Here is an 18,178-nt window from a genome sequence, read left to right on the forward strand (position 1 = left end):
ATTTATTAAGAAATCAACACCTATCTATAGACATAATCCCAGTGACTTGACCCCCCCCACCAGGAGCAAAGCTAGCATGATCTCTATTCATTCTGTCACTTCGGATGAATACCCCGACCCTACCAACAACCCAATCAATAGTCATGAAAATCAGCCTGACAAGCCAGAAGAAGCTTGTGGTGTTTTTGGCATCTACGCACCAGGAGAAAACGTTGCTAAACTGACCTACTTTGGATTGTACGCCCTCCAGCATCGGGGTCAAGAATCAGCTGGGATTGCCACCTTTGAAGGTACAAAAGTCCATCTCCACAAAGATATGGGCTTGGTATCTCAAGTTTTTAATGAAACCATCTTGGATCAATTGCCTGGTAGCCTTGCTGTTGGTCATACTCGTTATTCCACCACAGGTTCTAGCCGCAAAGTTAATGCCCAACCCGCAGTCTTGGAAACTCGCTTAGGTTCATTAGCTCTTGCACACAATGGTAATTTAGTCAATACAGTGCAACTACGTCAAGAGTTGCTTGAGAAAAAATACAACTTAGTCACCACAACAGACTCAGAAATGATTGCTTTTGCGATCGCAGAAGCCATCAATGCTGGTGCAGATTGGCTAGAAGGTTCAATTCAAGCATTTCATCGTTGCCAAGGAGCCTTTAGTTTAGTTATTGGCACTCCTAACGGTGTTATGGGTGTCCGTGATACCAATGGCATTCGTCCCCTAGTAATTGGGACTTTAGCAGGTAATCCAGTTCGTTACGTTTTGGCATCCGAGACTTGCGGTTTAGACATTATTGGAGCCGAATACCTGCGAGATGTAGAACCAGGCGAATTAGTTTGGATTACTGAAGAAGGTTTAGCTTCCTATCATTGGAGTCAACAGCCCCAAAGGAAATTGTGTATCTTCGAGATGATTTACTTTGCCCGCCCTGATAGCATCATGCACAACGAGAGTTTGTACAGCTATCGGATGCGTTTAGGACATCAACTAGCTAAAGAATCTTGTGTCGATGCCGATATTGTCTTTGGTGTTCCTGATTCTGGTATCCCTGCTGCGATCGGATTTTCTCAAGCTTCTGGTGTAGCTTACGCTGAAGGACTGATTAAAAACCGCTATGTTGGACGAACCTTTATTCAGCCAACTCAAACCATGCGCGAGTCAGGTATTCGGATGAAACTTAACCCGCTTAAAGATGTGCTGGCGGGTAAACGAGTAATTATTGTTGATGACTCGATTGTGCGGGGTACTACCAGCCGTAAATTGGTTAAAACTTTGCGGGAAGCGGGTGCAATAGAAGTACACATGCGAATCTCCTCCCCGCCTGTAACTCACCCCTGCTTCTATGGTATCGATACCGATTCTCAGGATCAGCTGATTGCTGCTACCAAGTCAGTAGCGGAAATTGCCAAGCAACTGGAAGTAGACAGCCTCGCCTATCTCAGTTGGGAAGGAATGCTAGAAGCGACACGAGAAGACACCAATAGTTTCTGCTCTGCTTGCTTTACTGGAGATTATCCCGTGGCGATTCCTGAGCAAGTGAAGCGTTCTAAGCTCAGTTTAGAAAAGGTCGTGGTGTAGGAATTGAAGAAAGGAATAGGGTACAGGTTACAGGGTACAGATTATTCTTTATCACCTGTCACCTCTCCCCTAATCCCAATGCCCCATCCTCACTCAAGATAAAATAGGTAAATCACCTAAATAAAAATGGTCTATGAACCAGCCAATATTTGAAAGAGTGCGCTGGACTACCGCCGATTTAGAATTGTTTCCAGATAACGGGAACCGTTATGAAATTATTGACGGAGAACTGTTTATTACTAGACCGCTTCATTGGAAACATCAAAAAACTTGTGGGAGAATTTGTACTTCTTTAGATAATTGGTCACAGACTGCTGGTCTGGGAGAAGTTGTGATGGCTCCAGGCATAATTTTTGGCGATAATGATAATGTTATTCCCGATGTTGTCTGGGCTAGCAATGAGAGATTGCCCTTACTTTTAGACCAAGGGGGGCATTTGATTGGTGCGCCAGAACTGGTTGTAGAAGTGCTGTCTGCTGGTATTGAGAATGAAAAGCGAGATAGGGAACTTAAATTAAAGCTTTACTCAGCAAGAGGTGTTAGGGAATATTGGATTGTAGATTGGCGCAACCAACAGGTGGAAGTTTATCGACGTGAACAAGCGGGTTTAAAGTTAGTTGCTACGTTGTTCAATGGTGATGAGTTGAACTCACCCATATTGCCTGATTTTAGTTGTGCGATCGCATCCTTATTTACTTAATACAAGTTTAAATAATTGGCTTAACTGTGCTGCAAAAACTCAACCTTGGGCAATAACGGGTCAGTCACAATACCCACACCGCTAAAACCCCAGCGTTTGAGCAAGTTTCCTAACTGTGTACGGGGAATAGATTCCACAGAAAAGCGATTTGCCACTTCTGCTGCATGGGCGTTGAGATAGCTAAGGGCATCAAAGTTTTCTTGAAACAGCAATAAATAACCCGATGTTTCGGTATCAGGACGAGCTATGAGATAATTACCGTCAGTTTTTGAACGTACCAAGTAATAGACTTCAGACAACATGGAGATCGGGATGGGGAGGTGGAATTAAACCAATGACAAATAACAAATGACAAATGACAAATGACAAATGACAAACGACTAATTAAGATTTTCTAGCCGAATGCGTGGATCGGCAGCTTTTAACATCAAATCGGCGATTAAATTACCAGCAATTAGCAACACTGCGCCCATTACCAAGCTTGCCATTAATAAATATAAATCTTGAGCTTGTAAAGCCTGTAAAGTCAACCTCCCTAAACCGGGCCAATTGAAGAAAAATTCGGCAATGAAAGCACCGTTTAATAAACCAGCTAATTCAAAACCCAATAAGGTAATCAAGGGATTTACGGCGTTACGCAGTGCATGAACGTAGATGACGCGGTTTTCTGGCAGACCTTTGGCGCGAGCCGTTTGGATATAATCTTGACGCAGCACATCCAATAATTCGCCGCGAGTGATGCGTTGTAAACCAGCAAAACTAGTAATTGAGAGGGCGATCGTAGGTAAAATCATGTGCCAGCCGACATCTAAGATTTTGCCAAACCACGTTAGTTCTGAGTGATTGATGCTAGTCATACTACCCACTGGGAATAACGGCGAGGTAATTTGGGCTAAAACCAGCAGTGCCAAGGCAGTGATGAAACTGGGAAAGCCTTGTCCGGCGTAGCTAATCACCTGTAAAAGTCTGTCTGATAGCTTATTTTGGTTAACAGCAGCAAAAATCCCTAGAGGGATGGCGATCGCCCATGTGACAATTAAAGATGCGATCGCTAATAGCAAAGTAGCTGGTACTCTTTCCCACAACAGCGATGCCACTGAACGTTGATAAATAAAACTCGTGCCAAAATCTCCTTTTGTCAAGATTCGCCATAGCCATAGCCAAAATTGCTCTGGCCAAGACTTATCAAGACCAAACTGCCGCTTAATTTCCTCAATTCTTTCTGGAGATATCTTCGGGTTTTGCCGCAGCGTATCTACATAATCCCCTGGAGCGAGTTGAATAATGAAAAACGACAATGCTGATGCTAAAAACAGAGTCAGTAATGCCTGCAATACCCGCTTTGCCACATAAATAAAAGTTTCGCTCGTGACTAGCCTGACTAGCCAATCCCGACCTGTCTCCAAGGAAATTCTCGTAGATGTCATTTGTCCTTTGTCCTTTGTCTTTTGTCCTTTGTCATTTGTCATTTGCTAATGACCAATGACCAATGACTAATGACTAATATTCAATTAGAGAGATAATCGGCACATCCGGCAAATATTTACGCCCTTCTAAGTCCCGTAGCTCGATAATAAACCCAAATCCTACTAATTCGCAGCCAATCTTCTGCACTAACTTTGCTGTTGCACTCGCAGTTCCACCTGTGGCAATCAAATCGTCCACAATCAAAACTCGGCTACTTTCATGTAAAGCGTCTTGATGCAGTTCCAGACAGTCAGTACCATACTCTAGATCATATTCAATTGAGTGAACTGCTGCTGGTAACTTACCTCTTTTGCGGATGGGAATAAAACCAGCCCCTAATTGATAAGCCAGAGGTGAGCCAAAAATAAATCCTCTTGACTCTATACCAATTACATAATCTGGTTTTATTTCAGCTTCATTGCATTTTTGTGTTAAAAAGTCAATAGTATAGCGCAATCCCTGTGGATCGCGCAGTAATGTAGTAATATCCCGAAATAAAATTCCGGGTTTGGGAAAATCTGGAATGTCACGAACGAGAGACTTTAAATCCATAAAAAGGAGAGTGGGGTGGGGAATGGGGAATGGAGAATGGGGAATGGGTGAGAAGAGAAGCGGGGTAAGTATTGAAAAAAGAAGTATTGATTATTGATCAATTCCCAATGTCCACTGCCCAATTCCCAATTCCCTAATTCCTAATCCCCAAATTTGAGATACCTGAAAAATCGTACACTATAATGTCATACGCTGGGGTTCAAGTGGGAGTCAAGGCTGAAGCTTCGCCTTTTATTGACGATAATTAGAATCTAAACCAAGCTAGAAAAGGTATTACATTCAGAAATGAGGTGAATTAACTTATGTTTTAAAACTTTGATTTCAATATAGGGAAAACTTTGAGTAGAAAGAGTTAAGTAATGTATATATCAGGTAGTCATGCTACTGCTACAAGTCTAATGCTCAAGTCTTGGCTACTGATCTTAAATTTGTTTTATCTAGTCTGTTGGAACCGCACAAGGTATTTATAGAATGAATGTCTCAGCAAGTTTAACGCCGTTCAACAGTCCAACTCAAGATTCATTGCCGACGATTCTGGACACTTTGCCAGATCCTGCGATCGCTTCCAAGACTTGTCCTCGGAGAACACGGTTGCAAATTGACCTGATTTTATTGGCAATTGAAGCTTTAGAGCTTGGTGGTTCGGAAGCAATCTTGAGTTTTGCTCAAGAGTTGGATCTCAAAGGAATTGTTAAAGACAGGGTGAATTTATGGCGGATGCGTAGCTCTAACCCGCTACGGAGAGCGCATATCCGCCGTCCCTTAACTATCATGGAAGCAAAAGCTCTGGTAGTCATTGCTTGCTACATAGCGCGGCGTTTAACTGTTGTCATTCGCCAGTTATTAATGATATGTCAACAAATGGAAGAAAAGCAGATTCCATTGGAACAGAATTTGCGTCTATCTAATTACCTAGAGCGGTTTAGAGCGCATTTTAAGAGCCGGATGAATGCCCGACGTTCTGGTGTACTAGCATTAACTTCTGATGAAAAATTAGATGAGCTAGCTATAAATTTGTTAGGACAATTACTATTTTGTACTGGTACAGCTGGAATGCAGCGATTCTGGATTAGTCTTTTTGACGGTGAAGTGGAATGAATATTCAACGTAAGTACAGTCTACCTAATTGTACACTGCTTTTAGAAGGGTTAAGTGATGTCACTAGGGCTGCACACTTCCAGGAAATGCGCCCGGAATTATCAATATTGGTAAATGCAGAATGCTATTTATCTGGTTATAATCAGCCCCTAACGGGAGGGCGAGAATTTTTTGAAAGTTTGGTGAGGGCTGTTAGTGGGTATGCCCAAGAATTTTTAAGTAGCGTACCTAACCCCCAAGCACACAATCAGGAATCGGAGCTAGTAGAATTTCGGAAAGTTGATAGCAACCGACACAGATTAATCATCCATTCCGAAGGTACTCCAGAGGGATTTGATCACTCTAACAATTCCAAACGTCCGCCAATTGAAATAGATTTGAATACGGTGCAGTTGTTCGATTTAGTGGAAGCAGTGGATCAGTTTTTTGCTGATACTCAAACTTTACCTGAACTTTCTCTAGAACTACAACCAGTTACCAGACGCTATGGCGGTGCTAGTCAAGCTTTGGTTCGGCAAGCTGTACCTGCTGCTGTGGGTGTATCAAGTTTAGCCGTCGCTGCGATCGCCTTTAACTTGATTCCACCTCCCCAACTGCGTCCACCTCAGCCAACAACAGATGAGCAAAGTAGCTCTACAATAAACAATATCACTCCTCCAGCATCAGCTGCTGCAACACCCATCGCTGCTGAAACACCCAGACTAACGCCTACAACTAATGGAAAGCCGGCAGTTAAAGATTTAGAAGCACTTTTAAATACAGTTCCAGAAATTACCGATCCATCTCAGTTACGTGCATTGAATCGTCAAGTTTACAACCAAGTTCATCCAGCTTGGACTAATCGCTCAGGACTGCAACAAGATTTGATCTATCGTTTGGGTGTAGCTGCGGATGGAGCGATCGTCGGTTACAAAGCGGTAAATAAAGAGGCAAATTTAGGAGTAGGTCAAACTCCTCTACCGAACGTACTTTACAATCCAGCTACCCGTCCTCCCATTTCCAATGAACCGATCGCCCAGTTCAGAGTAGTATTTACTACACAAGGCGTACTACAAGTTAGCCCTTGGCGGGGATATGCTAGAACGCCAGAGGTAGTGGGTGCAAAAATTACTGACTCTAATATAGTCAAAAATTTAAACCAAAAGCTTTATAGTACAGTTCGGCAAACTTGGAGTGGCAAACCCACCTTTACGCGAGATTTGAAATATCGGGTAGCAGTCAACAAAGATGGTGTAATTGCTGACTATGAACCACTCAACCAAGTTGCTTTTGACTATTTTCGGGAAACACCTCTTCCGAAGATGTTCAACGCTATCTACGGTTCCAATGTAGCAGCTCCCAACGATAAACAACCTCTTGCCCATTTCCAAGTGATATTTAAACCTAGTGGCACGCTGGAAGTTACGCCTTGGAAGGGATATCAGTAATGGGGAAAAGAATTAAGTTCTATTCTCTATTTCCTATGGATTTTAGATAGGCATTAAGCTTGGGTAACAGTTCATCAAGAATTGGTTTAAATTTACTTACCTATTCGTTTTCCCAATTCCCAATTCCCAATTCCCAATTCCCAATTCCCAATTCCCATTTACCTTGTAATGCGCCGCATATAATTTCCCCACAACTGAGCGGCTTGAGCGCTGCTACCAGATGTGGGGGAATTGTTGTCGTTTCCCAGCCAAACACCAGTTACAAGTCGCCGACTTGGAATAAAACCTATAAACCATAAGTCAACGTTTTTATCAGTCGTGCCTGTTTTACCGGCTTCTCCGAGTCCAATGGCAGCACTACGACCAGTGCCTCTGGTGATGACACCACGCATTAAACTAGTCATCTCGTCGGCTACACCATTTGGCAGAACTCGTTTGTTAGCATCTGGATCTTGGTCGAAGGAGTAGATTACACGGCAGGTTTTGATATCATTGCGATCGCTGCAATCACCACTATCTAAAATTCGATTAATCGCATGGGGAGGATTCCACACTCCACGATTGCCAATAGAGCCAAAAGCACCAGTCATTTCTAAAACATTGACCACACTTTGACCCAGTACTAAGCCAGGAACCGGATCGAGGTTTGACTTGATTCCCAAATTCTGAGCCATCGCCACTACTTTATTCAACCCGATTTCTCTGGCAACTCCCAAGGCGATGGGATTTTCTGAAAGAGCCAGCCCGGTGGCAATATCTAAACTGCCAGCACCGGAGCGACAGGGTTTGTAAGTGAAGCCTTGCCAAGTTAAAGGAGCGCACGAATAACTCTTAGATGGTGAAATTCCCTGTTGAATAGCGGCGGTGTAAGCAAAGATTTTAAAGGTGGAACCTGGTTGTCTTTTGGCTTGAACAGCACGATTGAACTGACTTTTTTTGTAATCAGTTCCACCTACCATTGCCAGAATGCCACCTGTACTGGAGTCAAGAGTTACCACAGCCCCTTGAGAAAAATTAAAATTTCCACCACTATTGTTGACTGAATTCCGCAACGCCGATTCAGCTTGACTCTGGATTGCAGGATCGAGCTGGGTTTCAATGATGTAATTCCCTTCGTTTGCGGCTCCCTCGCCCAAGATTGATTCAAGTTCAGAGAAGACGTAACTGTAAAAATAAGGTGCGATGGTCTTAGCTTGCTGTTCACAAACTTTAGGACTAACTTGAACAGTGGAACGTCTAGCTCGGTTCGCATCTTCAGGTTTAATTTTTCCCATCTCCAGCAACCGCTTAATCACGCGATTCCGGTATTCAGCTGCTTCTAGCTTATTTGGCCCATCTCCACAAAAATCGAATGCGTTGGGAGCAGGTAAAATTCCTACCAATGTTGCTGCTTCTGCCAAAGTTAATTCTTTAGCAGGCTTCTCAAAGTAATACCGAGCTGCATCCTCAAACCCAGAGGTATCTCCCCCCAAAAAAACCCGATTTAAGTACATCAGCAAAATTTCGTCTTTGCTGTAAAAGGTTTCTAACTTTAAGGCGACAACTGCTTCCCGTAATTTGCGTCCAAGGGTATCTTGTCTACCTACATACTCCCGGAACAAACTGCGGGCAACTTGCTGTGTAACAGTGCTGGCTCCTTGCTGCACATCTCCACTGCGGCTATTAATTAACACGGCTCGTAAAATCCCCAGAGGGTCAACCCCAAAGTGCCAGTAATAACGACTATCTTCTGAAGCTACTACGGCAGATGGCAAATAAGGGCCAAATTCTTCTAAACGCTTCATATCTACGTGAGAGACAGTTCGAGGCTCTCTCAGAGGTGTGGCTCCATCACGAGCGTAAACAACTACTGGAGCGCGTGTAGCTGTAGGTAGGGGTTTAACTGAAAATTTCAGCCATTCTACGCCAATTACCAAGGCGAACAAGGCGCTGACACCACCAACACCATAAGCTGTCCAACTTGCAGCTTTGACATACCAGGCTGGTGGATCGACGTATTGCAATCGCACAGAAGCGGCGAGTTCTGGGGGGCCCAGAGTCAGAATATCGCCGTGACGTAGTTCTAGGGAATTAACACGACGCTTGCCACGATAAATGCCATTGGTGGAGTTTTCGTCTTTGATGACGAAAACTGGTGTGCTATGAGTAGAATTCCGCGATAGCGACAGGTGAATTTGGCTGACAACAGGGTTACGGACGACGATATCGCTGGATTTGGAGCTACGACCGAGAATATAGCGATCGCCCAACAGTGGATATACCTCTGCTTTATCCGCCCCCGCATCCTGTACCCAGAGTTCCGGTACTTTGGCATTAGGCTTGAGCGCCAGTTTGGAAAAATCAACCCTAGCTTGGATAGTATGGACTGCTTGAGTCAGTTGACCAATTAACGTTTGTGGCTTGTGAGGGGGTTGGGGAGAACTCATCGGCTATTCACATCACACTTTTTAGTGAAGAATGGGGCGAATTACAATTTTAGATGTTAGTCTTTCATCATTTTACTCATAAGCCAAAGCATAAATTAGCTATACGGGACTTTTTGCTCTAATTTATACTGGACATTACGTTTTGAGCAGAGTCAAATTGTTATTTTTATCACTTTGTTACAGAAAAATAAAAATTTCTCTCCTTCCTAAAGGCTTATCTTATCTAATCATTTTACTTCAATGACTACAAGTATAGATTTTTAGCTTGTATTTATAAAGACTAGTTATTAACAAACGACAGATTTAATTTTTACTAATTTTACATATCCACATATTCTCCAATAAACTTAAATATATTCATTTAGGCAGATTTTTTAAATTTTATTGTCTGTTTAAATGGGCCGAGTGTTCCGTTGAGGTTAATTTTAGAAATGATGGGAAAATCTCTGACCATGATTGGTACAGCTCTATCTTTGGCGCTCACTGCTAACATTGCTGTAGCCGAATCCAGTAAATCCCCCATAGCTCAATCCAGTAGCGAATCTACTAGCGCACCAACGGAAATCAAGATGTCGCCAGAAGGTATGAAAATTCTGTGCGAGTATTTTCCGCTTAACTCTCGCTGTCCCGGCGGCACAGCACTTACCCCTGGTGCGTCTCCTGGTAGCACTACAGCACCAGCAGAAACCACACCTAGCACGACTCCTGGTAGCACTACAGTACCAGCAGAAACCACACCGAGTAACATCACTCCTCCCGAAAGCACTCCAGCACCAGGAAGCGTTACCCCAGCTGAACCTGGCGCTCCTGAAACCACTCCAGCACCAGGAAGTGTTACCCCACCTGCACCTGGCGCTCCTAGTAACTTAACTCCAGCACCAGGAACTGTTACCCCATCTGAACCTGGCGCTCCCGGCAACTTAACTCCACCAGGAAGCGTTACTCCAGTTCAACCTGGCACTCCTGGCAGCAGTACTGAACCAGGAACTACTACCCCATCTGAACCTGGCGCTCCTAGCAACTTAACTCCAGCACCAGGAACTGTTACCCCATCTGAACCTGGCAATCCTACAGAACCAGGTGCAAACTCTCCCACTACTCCATCTACTGCTCCTGCCCCAGGTAAATAAATTAAAAGCTGGATAAGTTTGACATACTAATTTACCATCAGCGATCGCCTGTGCATCTTGACTTTCTGCACCAGTTATGAAAACTGGTGTAGGATATAAATTCAAATCTCTGAAACCCATAAATCAAGTCTTCGCATATAGGACTGAGCAATGGTTTCAGTAATTAATAGCCTGGGATTAATCATCCCAGGCTTAATAATTTAATCCAGCCTACTGGTTGAAGTTGGTGTTTTTTGGAAGGAAGCAATTAACAAAAAAACAATACCAATACTAATAAAAGAATCTGCCACATTAAATACAGGAAAGCTAATCAGGCGAAAATCAAGAAAATCAACGACATGGCCTAAAACAAAGCGATCAATACCGTTGCCCATAGCTCCACCTAAAATTAAGCCATAGCCCAACTGATCCCATAAATTTAATGTTGGGCCAAACAAGGCCAAGGCTATCAATACCAAACTCACTCCTAAAGATAGCCAGCGCAACCACTCTACTTTCCCACTTAACAGACTAAAGGCGGCACCAGTGTTAGTAACATAGGTGAAGTGAAATATTCCAGTGAAGAGTGGTAGTGTTTGCCCCAAACTGAAGGTTTGTACCACCCAGTATTTTGTTATTTGGTCTAGGAAAAAAGCTATAAAGGCAGCAATCCAGAAAAGGCGGTTTTTTAAACGCATGAAACTAGGGGCTAGAGACTAAGGACTAAAGACTAAAGACTAGGGGATGAAAAAATTGTAAATTTCTTGCCCCTAGCCTCTTGATGACTAATAAAACATTAAGTGACGCAATATATATGCTATTACAGTAACGGCACAGACCACACTTAATTGCCCTGGTAGTGCAAACCAAGAGTATCTGAGGATTGCTTGCATCAAAGGTAGATTTTCTGTGCCTTTCCACTGAAAAATATAGCTAATAATCAAATAACTAATACCGCATAGATGCAGAGTTAACAAGCCACAGATGCAACTAAAGGCGAGAGTTTCTAGTCGAGGTCTAGCTTTAAAGGCAACTAAGCCACAAATCCAAGCTCCAGGAATAAAGCCTAGTAGATAGCCAAACTGAGACAACTTAACATAACCAATACCACCTCCATCGGCAAATACAGGTAATAAGGTTAACCCCATCACTAAATAGGCAATTTGCGAGAGCGCACCGGCATTTTTGCCCCCTAAACAACCCACTAACAGTACTGCGCCAATTTGAAAAGTGACACCTAAAGAAAAAGTCTGAATTCCGTGCTTACTCCAATTCCAAGGAAAGGTGATGCCATAAGCTTCTAAGAAGGTACCACCCATTGTCAGGAGTAAGCCAATCATAGACCATAGTAATTGATTGGAAGCAGCAAACATTTATCAGGCAACCAGGAAAAGGCAAAAGGGAAAACCAACAGCAACTAAGATGTTCATTGGTATTAAAATGAAATTTGTGCTGACACCTCTAAGAATTAGCATATTTTTTTTTGCCTTTTTGGTATGTAACTTTTCAGTTCTACGAATTATGATTTAGGTGTCTATAGCTGTAATTTTATTGACTGAAGCGTAGTCTGATTCTGGTATTTGACCGAATACGTGGTAAAGTTAGCAAAATTTAGTATTTAAACTAAGTTTTTAGATTTAGCGCCAATTTATGCTACAAATCTTTAAAGATAGTTCTTTAATTCACTTTTTTTAGCGATCGCCCCACCTACTCTCCATAAAATAGGCAACTTATAGTTTTCCTTCTACTTAATCTAAATTAGTTCACTGTCTAAACTTAGATTGTTTAGTTATGACTTTAATTCTGCTTAGACCTATAAGCAGCAATAACTTTCATAAAATTTCAAAATTTATTATAAGTTTTCAACAATAACACAATTTGTCATTTTTTTATAGAATTTTTATTATTTGACCAGAAAATTGACACTATCAATCAAGTTTTGCCAATACTATGTAACCAAATCGCTGTGGTACTATTTTTAATCTGTAACTAAACCAGCAGTATAAATTTTATCAAGCAAAAGTATAAACGAGTGTTTGTTCTTCATCAAAAAAAAACAAGCTTTTTTTGGTTTGTTAACCTATCCTTTACCTTAACCTTCATCCTTTAGGGGTATCCTTAGAGGCGCTCACCTGAAAAGTTACCCAAATATTGATAGCGATGCCCTCACCTCTTAGTGTAACAAACATCCATCGCCTCACAGCTTCAGTTTCAGTGTTAGCACTGACAATCAGCCTAGCTGCATGTGGCGGACAGCAAAATCCAGATAATACAGCCACCAAGGAGACACCTTCTGGTACTGCTACAGATACTACTGCCTCCAGTACAAGCAAATTAGATTTGGGTGGAAATCTCAAGTTAAGCGGGGCTGGTGCGTCTTTTCCAGCACCACTATATGATACATGGTTTACTGATCTAAACAAAAAGTATCCAAATCTACAAGTTGACTATGCCTCAGTTGGTAGCGGTGCCGGAGTTGAGCAATTTATCAAAGGGACTGTAGACTTTGGTGCCAGCGATGTTGCTATGAAGGATGAAGAAATCCAGAAGGTGCCAGCTGATAGAGGCGTTATTTTACTGCCTGTCACAGCTGGTAGCATCGTGCTAGCTTACAACTTGCCAGATGTTGCAGAACTTAAACTACCACGAGCCGTTTACGCTGATATTCTACTGGGCAAAATAACCTCTTGGGATGATCCCCAAATTGCCAAGGCTAACCCAGGTGCAAAGCTTCCTAAAGAGAAAATCACAGTAGTTTATCGTTCAGATGGTAGCGGAACAACAGGTGTGTTTACAAAACACCTCAGCGCTATTAGTCCGGAGTGGAAGACTAAAGTTGGTGAAGGCAAAACTGTCAATTGGCCTAGCGGAGTTGGTGCTAAGGGAAATGAGGGTGTTACCGCCCAAATCCAACAAACACAAGGTTCTATTGGTTATGTCGAGTACGGCTATGCCAAACAAAATAGTCTTAAGTTTGCTGCTTTGGAAAACAAAAGTAGTAAGTTTATTGTGCCTAGCGAGGAGTCAGCCTCTAAAACTCTGGCCTCAGTAACTCTACCCCCTGATCTCCGCGTCTTCATTTCCGATCCAGAAGGGGCCGATTCCTATCCCATCGTCACTTACACCTGGATTTTGGCTTATAAGAAATATCCCAATGCGGCAAAAGCTAAGGCAGTTGAAGCTGCGATCGAATACGCTTTAACTGAGGGTCAAAAACAGGCTACAACATTAGGGTATGTTCCTCTACCCCAAAACGTAATCGCAAAGGTGGCTGCGGCTGCGGATCAAATTAGTCCAGACTATAAAATTGCTGTTGGTAGTGGTAGTAGCGCTAGCAAGTAGCTACAGCCAAGACGTGAGGCATTGTTAGACAATAATTTTTAAGCTGGTTATTAAACTAGTTTTAAAAGACGATGAGGCAACAATTTTGTTTAGATGGTTGCCTCCAAATATCTTCCTCTGATTTAATTGTGAAAGTCGGTAGTCATGACTACAAATTCTCAAAATCTTTCATCAGCGACAAAAAATCGCTCTGATGTAGAAAAATCCCTAGATCGCGGTTTTATTTGGCTTACTAAAATTTTCGCCTTTGGGGTTGCTGCCACTTTACTATGGATCGGCTTCCAGGTTGCAATTGCTTCTGGGCCTGCCATCCAAAAGTTTGGTGCTAGCTTTTTAGCTAACACTACTTGGAACCCAGTTAATGATAGCTACGGGGTGCTACCTCAAATTTATGGAACTCTCTTGAGTTCTTTTATCGGTTTACTGATAGCTGTACCGATTGGAGTTGGTACAGCTGTTGTACTAAGCGAAGATTTTTTACCCGCAAAAGTGAAGTTGGTACTGGTTTTTGCAGTAGAACTGCTAGCAGCTATTCCCAGTGTTGTTTATGGCGTGTGGGGAATTTTTGTTTTAGTGCCTATTTTAACTAACTTGGGAAAATGGCTCAATAGTTACTTTGGCTGGATACCATTTTTTAGCACCCCCCCTACAGGGCCAGGAATGTTACCGGCGGGAGTCATATTAGCAATTATGACTTTGCCCATCATCACAGCCTTATCGCGCGATGCCTTGATTTCTATACCCTCAAGTTTGCGTCAAGCCTCCGTAGGATTAGGAGCAACCCGGTGGGAAACTATTTTGCAAATTCTCATTCCAGCAGCCTTTTCGGGGATAGTTAGTGCTGTAATGTTGGCACTGGGTCGGGCAATGGGAGAAACAATGGCTGTAACAATGTTAATTGGTAATTCCAACAACATTAGTATCTCACTGTTAGCACCAGGCAATACGATTTCTTCTCTACTAGCAAATCAATTTTCAGAAGCTAGTGGTTTGCAAGTTTCGGCTTTAATGTACGCTGCTTTAGTTCTATTCTTCTTGACCCTGGTAGTCAATATCATGGCCGAGTTTATCGTTCTGAGAGTCAAGCGACTGTAGCTTAGTTTTGGGTTGAATTATGACTTCTAGTTTTCCAGAGCGCAGTCTAACTCGCGCTCCTATGTCTCAAAGGACACTGTTTAATACAGTAATGACTGTAGTTGCATTTATCTGTGGGATATTGGCACTTGTGCCTTTGCTAGCAGTACTTTCTTACGTCATTATTCAAGGCTTTAGCAGTTTGAGTCCTAACCTCTTTTTTGAACTGCCACCCAAAGCTTTACAACAGGGAGGAGGCTTTGGTAATGCAATTTTGGGTACACTATTAATGGTAGGAATTGCTGCCCTGATTAGCATCCCATTTGGTGTTTTAGCGGCAATCTATATCACAGAATTTAGTTCAGCGCAAGTAGCGAGATGGGTACGTTTTGCAGCTAACGTCCTGAGTGGAGTCCCCTCAATTATTGCTGGGGTATTTGCATACGGGATTGTAGTTTTGACACTGGTAAAGTTAAACTTAGGATCATACTCTGCTCTTGGTGGAGGGTTTGCACTGGCAATTTTGATGTTGCCCATTATTGTCCGAACCACTGATGAAGCCTTGCAGTTAGTATCGCAAGATTTGCGACAAGCATCTGTAGGGTTAGGGGCAACTAACTTTCAAACAGTAACACAAGTAGTTTTGCCAGCAGCCCTACCTGCAATTGTAACTGGGGCAACCCTAGCGATCGCCAGAGCATCTGGAGAAACCGCACCTTTACTATTTACTGCGCTATTTTCCAATTTTTGGCCCGATGGCTTATTCCAACCAACAGCTTCCCTTGCTGTTTTGGTTTACAAATACGCTATTTCCCCGTTTAAAAATTGGCAATCATTAGCTTGGGCGGCATCTTTGATTTTGGTATTGATGGTTCTAATCACAAGTATCATTGCTCGCTGGGCTACTCGCAAAAAGGCTTAGGGAAACGGCTTACACATAGCGGATTTGTATCGCTAAAACTAATACTGCACTTAATTTATGGCTACTAATATTAGCACAGTCAACGGTACTGAAACTGTTTTACGCACCGAAAACCTCAACGTTTACTACGGCAAGTTTTTAGCCTTGCAGAATATCTGGCTAGATATACCAAAAAATCAGGTGACAGCCTTTATCGGCCCTTCTGGTTGTGGTAAAAGTACGTTGTTGCGATGCTATAACCGCCTCAATGACCTAATTGAGTCATTTCATGCAGAAGGTAAAATACTTTTTTACGATAAAAACTTGTATGCCTCCGACATTGATCCTGTAGAAGTACGTCGTCGGATTGGAATGGTGTTTCAAAGACCAAACCCGTTTCCCAAATCAATTTATGACAATATTGCTTTTGGAGCCAAAATCAACGGCTACAAAGGTAACATGGATGAATTAGTAGAACGGAGTTTGCGACAAGCGGCTTTGTGGGACGAAGTTAAAGATAAACTGCGGCAAAGTGGCTCGTCTTTATCGGGTGGACAACAACAAAGGTTATGTATTGCTCGTGCGATCGCAGTTCAGCCTGAAATTATATTAATGGATGAACCTTGCTCGGCTCTCGACCCCATTTCCACCTTGCGGGTTGAAGAATTAATTCATCAGTTGAAAGAGCAATATACCATCGTTATTGTCACCCATAATATGCAGCAAGCAGCACGGGTTTCTGATAAGACAGCCTTTTTTAATGTCAAAACTACAGAGTCTGGAAGTCGTAACGGCTACATGGTAGAGTACGATGCAACAGAACTAATTTTCAACAATCCTCAGCAGCAAGATACCAGAGATTACGTTAGCGGTAGATTTGGATAAATCACTGCACATTGTTGATATTAAAGCAATGAGGGATACTCGGAAATCAAAGCTGTGCGAGATTCCTCTAGTTTTTTTATTTATTCGCCTAATTTAGCGTAGGCGTAGCCCGCCGCAGGCATTGCTTGATCGATTATGTCTGTTTTATTGATCAAGAAAAGCAATAATAAAGCTGTTTAACACAAGATTTACATTAATTGGGTGGGGTACGACACCCGCTCCAAATTTTTTAGTGAAAATAGCACGTATATTTACACTGTGCTTCGCTAGTACATTTCAGACTTTTTCTAAGCGGGCGGCGGGAATCGAACCCGCATTAATAGCTTGGAAGGCTATAGTTTTACCACTAAACTACGCCCGCAAATTTCCAACTTTATAAATATAACACAGTTGTTGGAAAAATTCAAGCGTCTAATTGGAATTAGCAGGCTGGATTTTGATTCGTACAAACAAATTGCTCAAATCTGGTTTTGTGCCGTCGTTGTTGTGAGCGGCTAGAAAGTTTTCTGTCTTGAAAACATCATTGAGAACTCGTTCGTATGTGCTTTTTTCACTTTGTAGTGTTGCAGGTTCTATTTCTAGAACTACAGCCTGTTGAAAGTTGCCATTGCGATCAATTATTAAACTAACAAACATCTGTGCTGGCTTAATTTCGGAATCGCCAGGTAGAAAACTACTTGAGTCTAACTGTTTTGTCTTGCTTCCCGTGTATGAAGCGATAACGTCGGGTAGAGCATCTTGTCGAAATCCTCTTGTTTGTATGAACTTAATCATTTCATCTCTAGGCAAAGGAGCTACTATTGCTACCGATGCTCCCCCAGTAGGATTTGGTGGAGTTTCTCTAGTAGGAGTTGGTGAAGTTTCCTTAGTAGGATTTGGTGGAGTTTCCCTAGTAGGAGTGGTTGGAGTTTTTATGTTTTCAGCTTCCGAAACTGGTGGAGTTGATGGAATACCTGTTGGTAGTGCCGTTCCATTTCCCAGTTTGATTTCTTGACGGCGGTTCCAAGGTAGATTACCGATTGGAACTGTAGGTGTTGGTGTAACTGTCGGTTTTGGCGTAGCTATCGCTTTCGGTGTAACTGTCGGTTTTGGCGTAGCTATCGCTTTCGGTGTAACTGTCGGTTTTGGCGTAGCTATCGCTTTCGGTGTAACTGTCGGTTTTGGTGTAGCTATCGCTTTCGGTGTAGATGTAGGAACTCTCTGTTGTCTATTAGGTTGAGAGGGATAAATTCGACTCTTTTGCTGGAGATTATCAGCAGAACTTATTGCACCAACAAAATCTTGATTTCTTGGCGTATTTCTTGCTGTTTTTGCTGAACGCGCTGGTACAGACTTTTGAGTTATGGATGCTGGCTTTGGCGAAACTCTTTTGGCTGTTGATTTTGATTGAGGAGCAATATCTATCAATTCAATGGGAACAGCAGATTGACTTTGCTGAGGAAACCACAAACTAAAGGCATTAGATGAGCGCATCAGCCAGAACGCCAGCAAGTGCAGAGAGACTGAACCTATAACGACAGAAATCCACAAAGCTGGTGGATCGGTGTGTCGCCTCCAGACTTTGGTTGAAATTGGGGTTTTGTCTGCAACCGATGGTGTCATATTATATAAACTGGATATG

General features: G+C 42.6%; 16 protein-coding genes and 1 tRNA gene. 9 read left to right on the forward strand and 8 right to left on the reverse strand.

From position 1 onward, the window contains the following. The first annotated feature begins 76 nt into the window (after window positions 1-76). Both purF and V7K69_RS17295 read left to right on the forward strand, forming a co-directional pair. On the forward strand, window positions 77-1,576 hold the full coding sequence (gene purF / locus V7K69_RS17290; RefSeq protein ID WP_335036430.1) for an amidophosphoribosyltransferase: 1,500 nt from the start codon (window positions 77-79) through the stop codon (window positions 1,574-1,576). A 133-nt stretch (window positions 1,577-1,709) separates the two neighbouring features. Next, on the forward strand, window positions 1,710-2,276 hold the full coding sequence (locus tag V7K69_RS17295) for a Uma2 family endonuclease (RefSeq protein WP_335036432.1): 567 nt from the start codon (window positions 1,710-1,712) through the stop codon (window positions 2,274-2,276). Between the two features lie 20 nt (window positions 2,277-2,296). On the opposite strand, the gene V7K69_RS17300 is transcribed toward V7K69_RS17295, so the two are convergent. The 3 genes from V7K69_RS17300 to V7K69_RS17310 all read right to left on the reverse strand — a co-directional run bounded on the left by V7K69_RS17300 (window position 2,297) and on the right by V7K69_RS17310 (window position 4,295). Continuing rightward, window positions 2,297-2,578, reverse strand: a complete 282-nt coding sequence (locus V7K69_RS17300; protein ID WP_335036434.1) for a hypothetical protein — start codon at window positions 2,576-2,578, stop codon at window positions 2,297-2,299. Window positions 2,579-2,656: 78 nt separating this feature from the next. Further along, window positions 2,657-3,703 carry an ABC transporter permease gene (locus tag V7K69_RS17305; RefSeq protein ID WP_335036469.1) on the reverse strand — a complete coding sequence of 349 codons (1,047 nt, stop codon included), beginning with the start codon at window positions 3,701-3,703 and terminating at the stop codon, window positions 2,657-2,659. A gap of 73 nt (window positions 3,704-3,776) precedes the next feature. Further along, window positions 3,777-4,295 (reverse strand): adenine phosphoribosyltransferase, encoded by a 519-nt coding sequence (locus V7K69_RS17310; protein ID WP_335036436.1) that lies wholly within the window; start codon window positions 4,293-4,295, stop codon window positions 3,777-3,779. A 471-nt stretch (window positions 4,296-4,766) separates the two neighbouring features. On the opposite strand from V7K69_RS17310, the gene V7K69_RS17315 reads away from it, so the two are divergent. Both V7K69_RS17315 and V7K69_RS17320 read left to right on the forward strand, forming a co-directional pair. Beyond that, window positions 4,767-5,393 (forward strand): DUF3038 domain-containing protein, encoded by a 627-nt coding sequence (locus V7K69_RS17315; RefSeq protein ID WP_114084563.1) that lies wholly within the window; start codon window positions 4,767-4,769, stop codon window positions 5,391-5,393. Next, window positions 5,390-6,820, forward strand: a complete 1,431-nt coding sequence (locus V7K69_RS17320; RefSeq protein ID WP_335036439.1) for a DUF4335 domain-containing protein — start codon at window positions 5,390-5,392, stop codon at window positions 6,818-6,820. Before V7K69_RS17315 ends, V7K69_RS17320 begins: the two co-directional genes overlap by 4 nt. A 158-nt stretch (window positions 6,821-6,978) precedes the next feature. Here the strand turns inward: V7K69_RS17320 and V7K69_RS17325 are convergent, their stop codons facing one another. Then, window positions 6,979-9,246, reverse strand: coding sequence for a transglycosylase domain-containing protein (locus tag V7K69_RS17325; RefSeq protein ID WP_335036441.1), 2,268 nt, complete (start codon window positions 9,244-9,246; stop codon window positions 6,979-6,981). A 431-nt stretch (window positions 9,247-9,677) separates the two neighbouring features. Here V7K69_RS17325 and V7K69_RS17330 point away from each other — a divergent pair, with 431 nt between their 5' ends. After that, window positions 9,678-10,376 carry a hypothetical protein gene (locus V7K69_RS17330; protein ID WP_335036443.1) on the forward strand — a complete coding sequence of 233 codons (699 nt, stop codon included), beginning with the start codon at window positions 9,678-9,680 and terminating at the stop codon, window positions 10,374-10,376. 200 nt (window positions 10,377-10,576) lie between these two features. Here V7K69_RS17330 and lspA read toward each other — a convergent pair whose 3' ends face one another. Further along, window positions 10,577-11,053, reverse strand: coding sequence for a signal peptidase II (gene lspA / locus V7K69_RS17335; RefSeq protein ID WP_335036445.1), 477 nt, complete (start codon window positions 11,051-11,053; stop codon window positions 10,577-10,579). 87 nt (window positions 11,054-11,140) lie between these two features. After that, the gene (locus V7K69_RS17340; protein WP_012407649.1) at window positions 11,141-11,728 is read right to left on the reverse strand and encodes a biotin transporter BioY; all 588 of its coding nucleotides are present in this window, start codon (window positions 11,726-11,728) and stop codon (window positions 11,141-11,143) included. 787 nt (window positions 11,729-12,515) lie between these two features. Between V7K69_RS17340 and pstS the strand changes: the two genes are divergently transcribed. From pstS to pstB, 4 genes are all read left to right on the forward strand, one after another. After that, window positions 12,516-13,697 carry a phosphate ABC transporter substrate-binding protein PstS gene (gene pstS, locus V7K69_RS17345; RefSeq protein ID WP_335036447.1) on the forward strand — a complete coding sequence of 394 codons (1,182 nt, stop codon included), beginning with the start codon at window positions 12,516-12,518 and terminating at the stop codon, window positions 13,695-13,697. Window positions 13,698-13,841: 144 nt separating this feature from the next. Next, on the forward strand, window positions 13,842-14,792 hold the full coding sequence (gene pstC, locus V7K69_RS17350; protein ID WP_335036449.1) for a phosphate ABC transporter permease subunit PstC: 951 nt from the start codon (window positions 13,842-13,844) through the stop codon (window positions 14,790-14,792). A gap of 19 nt (window positions 14,793-14,811) precedes the next feature. Next, on the forward strand, window positions 14,812-15,693 hold the full coding sequence (gene pstA, locus V7K69_RS17355; RefSeq protein ID WP_335036451.1) for a phosphate ABC transporter permease PstA: 882 nt from the start codon (window positions 14,812-14,814) through the stop codon (window positions 15,691-15,693). A 57-nt stretch (window positions 15,694-15,750) separates the two neighbouring features. Then, window positions 15,751-16,557, forward strand: a complete 807-nt coding sequence (gene pstB, locus V7K69_RS17360; protein ID WP_335036453.1) for a phosphate ABC transporter ATP-binding protein PstB — start codon at window positions 15,751-15,753, stop codon at window positions 16,555-16,557. Between the two features lie 290 nt (window positions 16,558-16,847). Here the strand turns inward: pstB and V7K69_RS17365 are convergent. Both V7K69_RS17365 and V7K69_RS17370 read right to left on the reverse strand, forming a co-directional pair. Then, window positions 16,848-16,918 (reverse strand) — tRNA-Gly (locus tag V7K69_RS17365). A 50-nt stretch (window positions 16,919-16,968) separates the two neighbouring features. After that, entirely contained in the window at window positions 16,969-18,159 is a 1,191-nt protein-coding gene (locus V7K69_RS17370) for a hypothetical protein (RefSeq protein ID WP_335036455.1), read from the reverse strand. Window positions 18,160-18,178 lie beyond the last annotated feature (19 nt).

Origin of the sequence: Nostoc sp. (assembly GCF_036917775.1) — a bacterium.
Classification (GTDB): domain Bacteria; phylum Cyanobacteriota; class Cyanobacteriia; order Cyanobacteriales; family Nostocaceae; genus Nostoc.

Excerpts from the sequence above, each read along its gene's own strand:
- purF (WP_335036430.1), top strand. The coding sequence starts at position 77 with ATGATCTCTATTCATTCTGTCACTTCGGATGAATACCCCGACCCTACC.
- V7K69_RS17295 (WP_335036432.1), top strand. The coding sequence starts at position 1,710 with ATGAACCAGCCAATATTTGAAAGAGTGCGCTGGACTACCGCCGATTTA.
- V7K69_RS17300 (WP_335036434.1), bottom strand. The coding sequence starts at position 2,578 with ATGTTGTCTGAAGTCTATTACTTGGTACGTTCAAAAACTGACGGTAAT.
- V7K69_RS17305 (WP_335036469.1), bottom strand. The coding sequence starts at position 3,703 with ATGACATCTACGAGAATTTCCTTGGAGACAGGTCGGGATTGGCTAGTC.
- V7K69_RS17310 (WP_335036436.1), bottom strand. The coding sequence starts at position 4,295 with ATGGATTTAAAGTCTCTCGTTCGTGACATTCCAGATTTTCCCAAACCC.
- V7K69_RS17315 (WP_114084563.1), top strand. The coding sequence starts at position 4,767 with ATGAATGTCTCAGCAAGTTTAACGCCGTTCAACAGTCCAACTCAAGAT.
- V7K69_RS17320 (WP_335036439.1), top strand. The coding sequence starts at position 5,390 with ATGAATATTCAACGTAAGTACAGTCTACCTAATTGTACACTGCTTTTA.
- V7K69_RS17325 (WP_335036441.1), bottom strand. The coding sequence starts at position 9,246 with ATGAGTTCTCCCCAACCCCCTCACAAGCCACAAACGTTAATTGGTCAA.
- V7K69_RS17330 (WP_335036443.1), top strand. The coding sequence starts at position 9,678 with ATGATGGGAAAATCTCTGACCATGATTGGTACAGCTCTATCTTTGGCG.
- lspA (WP_335036445.1), bottom strand. The coding sequence starts at position 11,053 with ATGCGTTTAAAAAACCGCCTTTTCTGGATTGCTGCCTTTATAGCTTTT.
- V7K69_RS17340 (WP_012407649.1), bottom strand. The coding sequence starts at position 11,728 with ATGTTTGCTGCTTCCAATCAATTACTATGGTCTATGATTGGCTTACTC.
- pstS (WP_335036447.1), top strand. The coding sequence starts at position 12,516 with ATGCCCTCACCTCTTAGTGTAACAAACATCCATCGCCTCACAGCTTCA.
- pstC (WP_335036449.1), top strand. The coding sequence starts at position 13,842 with ATGACTACAAATTCTCAAAATCTTTCATCAGCGACAAAAAATCGCTCT.
- pstA (WP_335036451.1), top strand. The coding sequence starts at position 14,812 with ATGACTTCTAGTTTTCCAGAGCGCAGTCTAACTCGCGCTCCTATGTCT.
- pstB (WP_335036453.1), top strand. The coding sequence starts at position 15,751 with ATGGCTACTAATATTAGCACAGTCAACGGTACTGAAACTGTTTTACGC.
- V7K69_RS17370 (WP_335036455.1), bottom strand. The coding sequence starts at position 18,159 with ATGACACCATCGGTTGCAGACAAAACCCCAATTTCAACCAAAGTCTGG.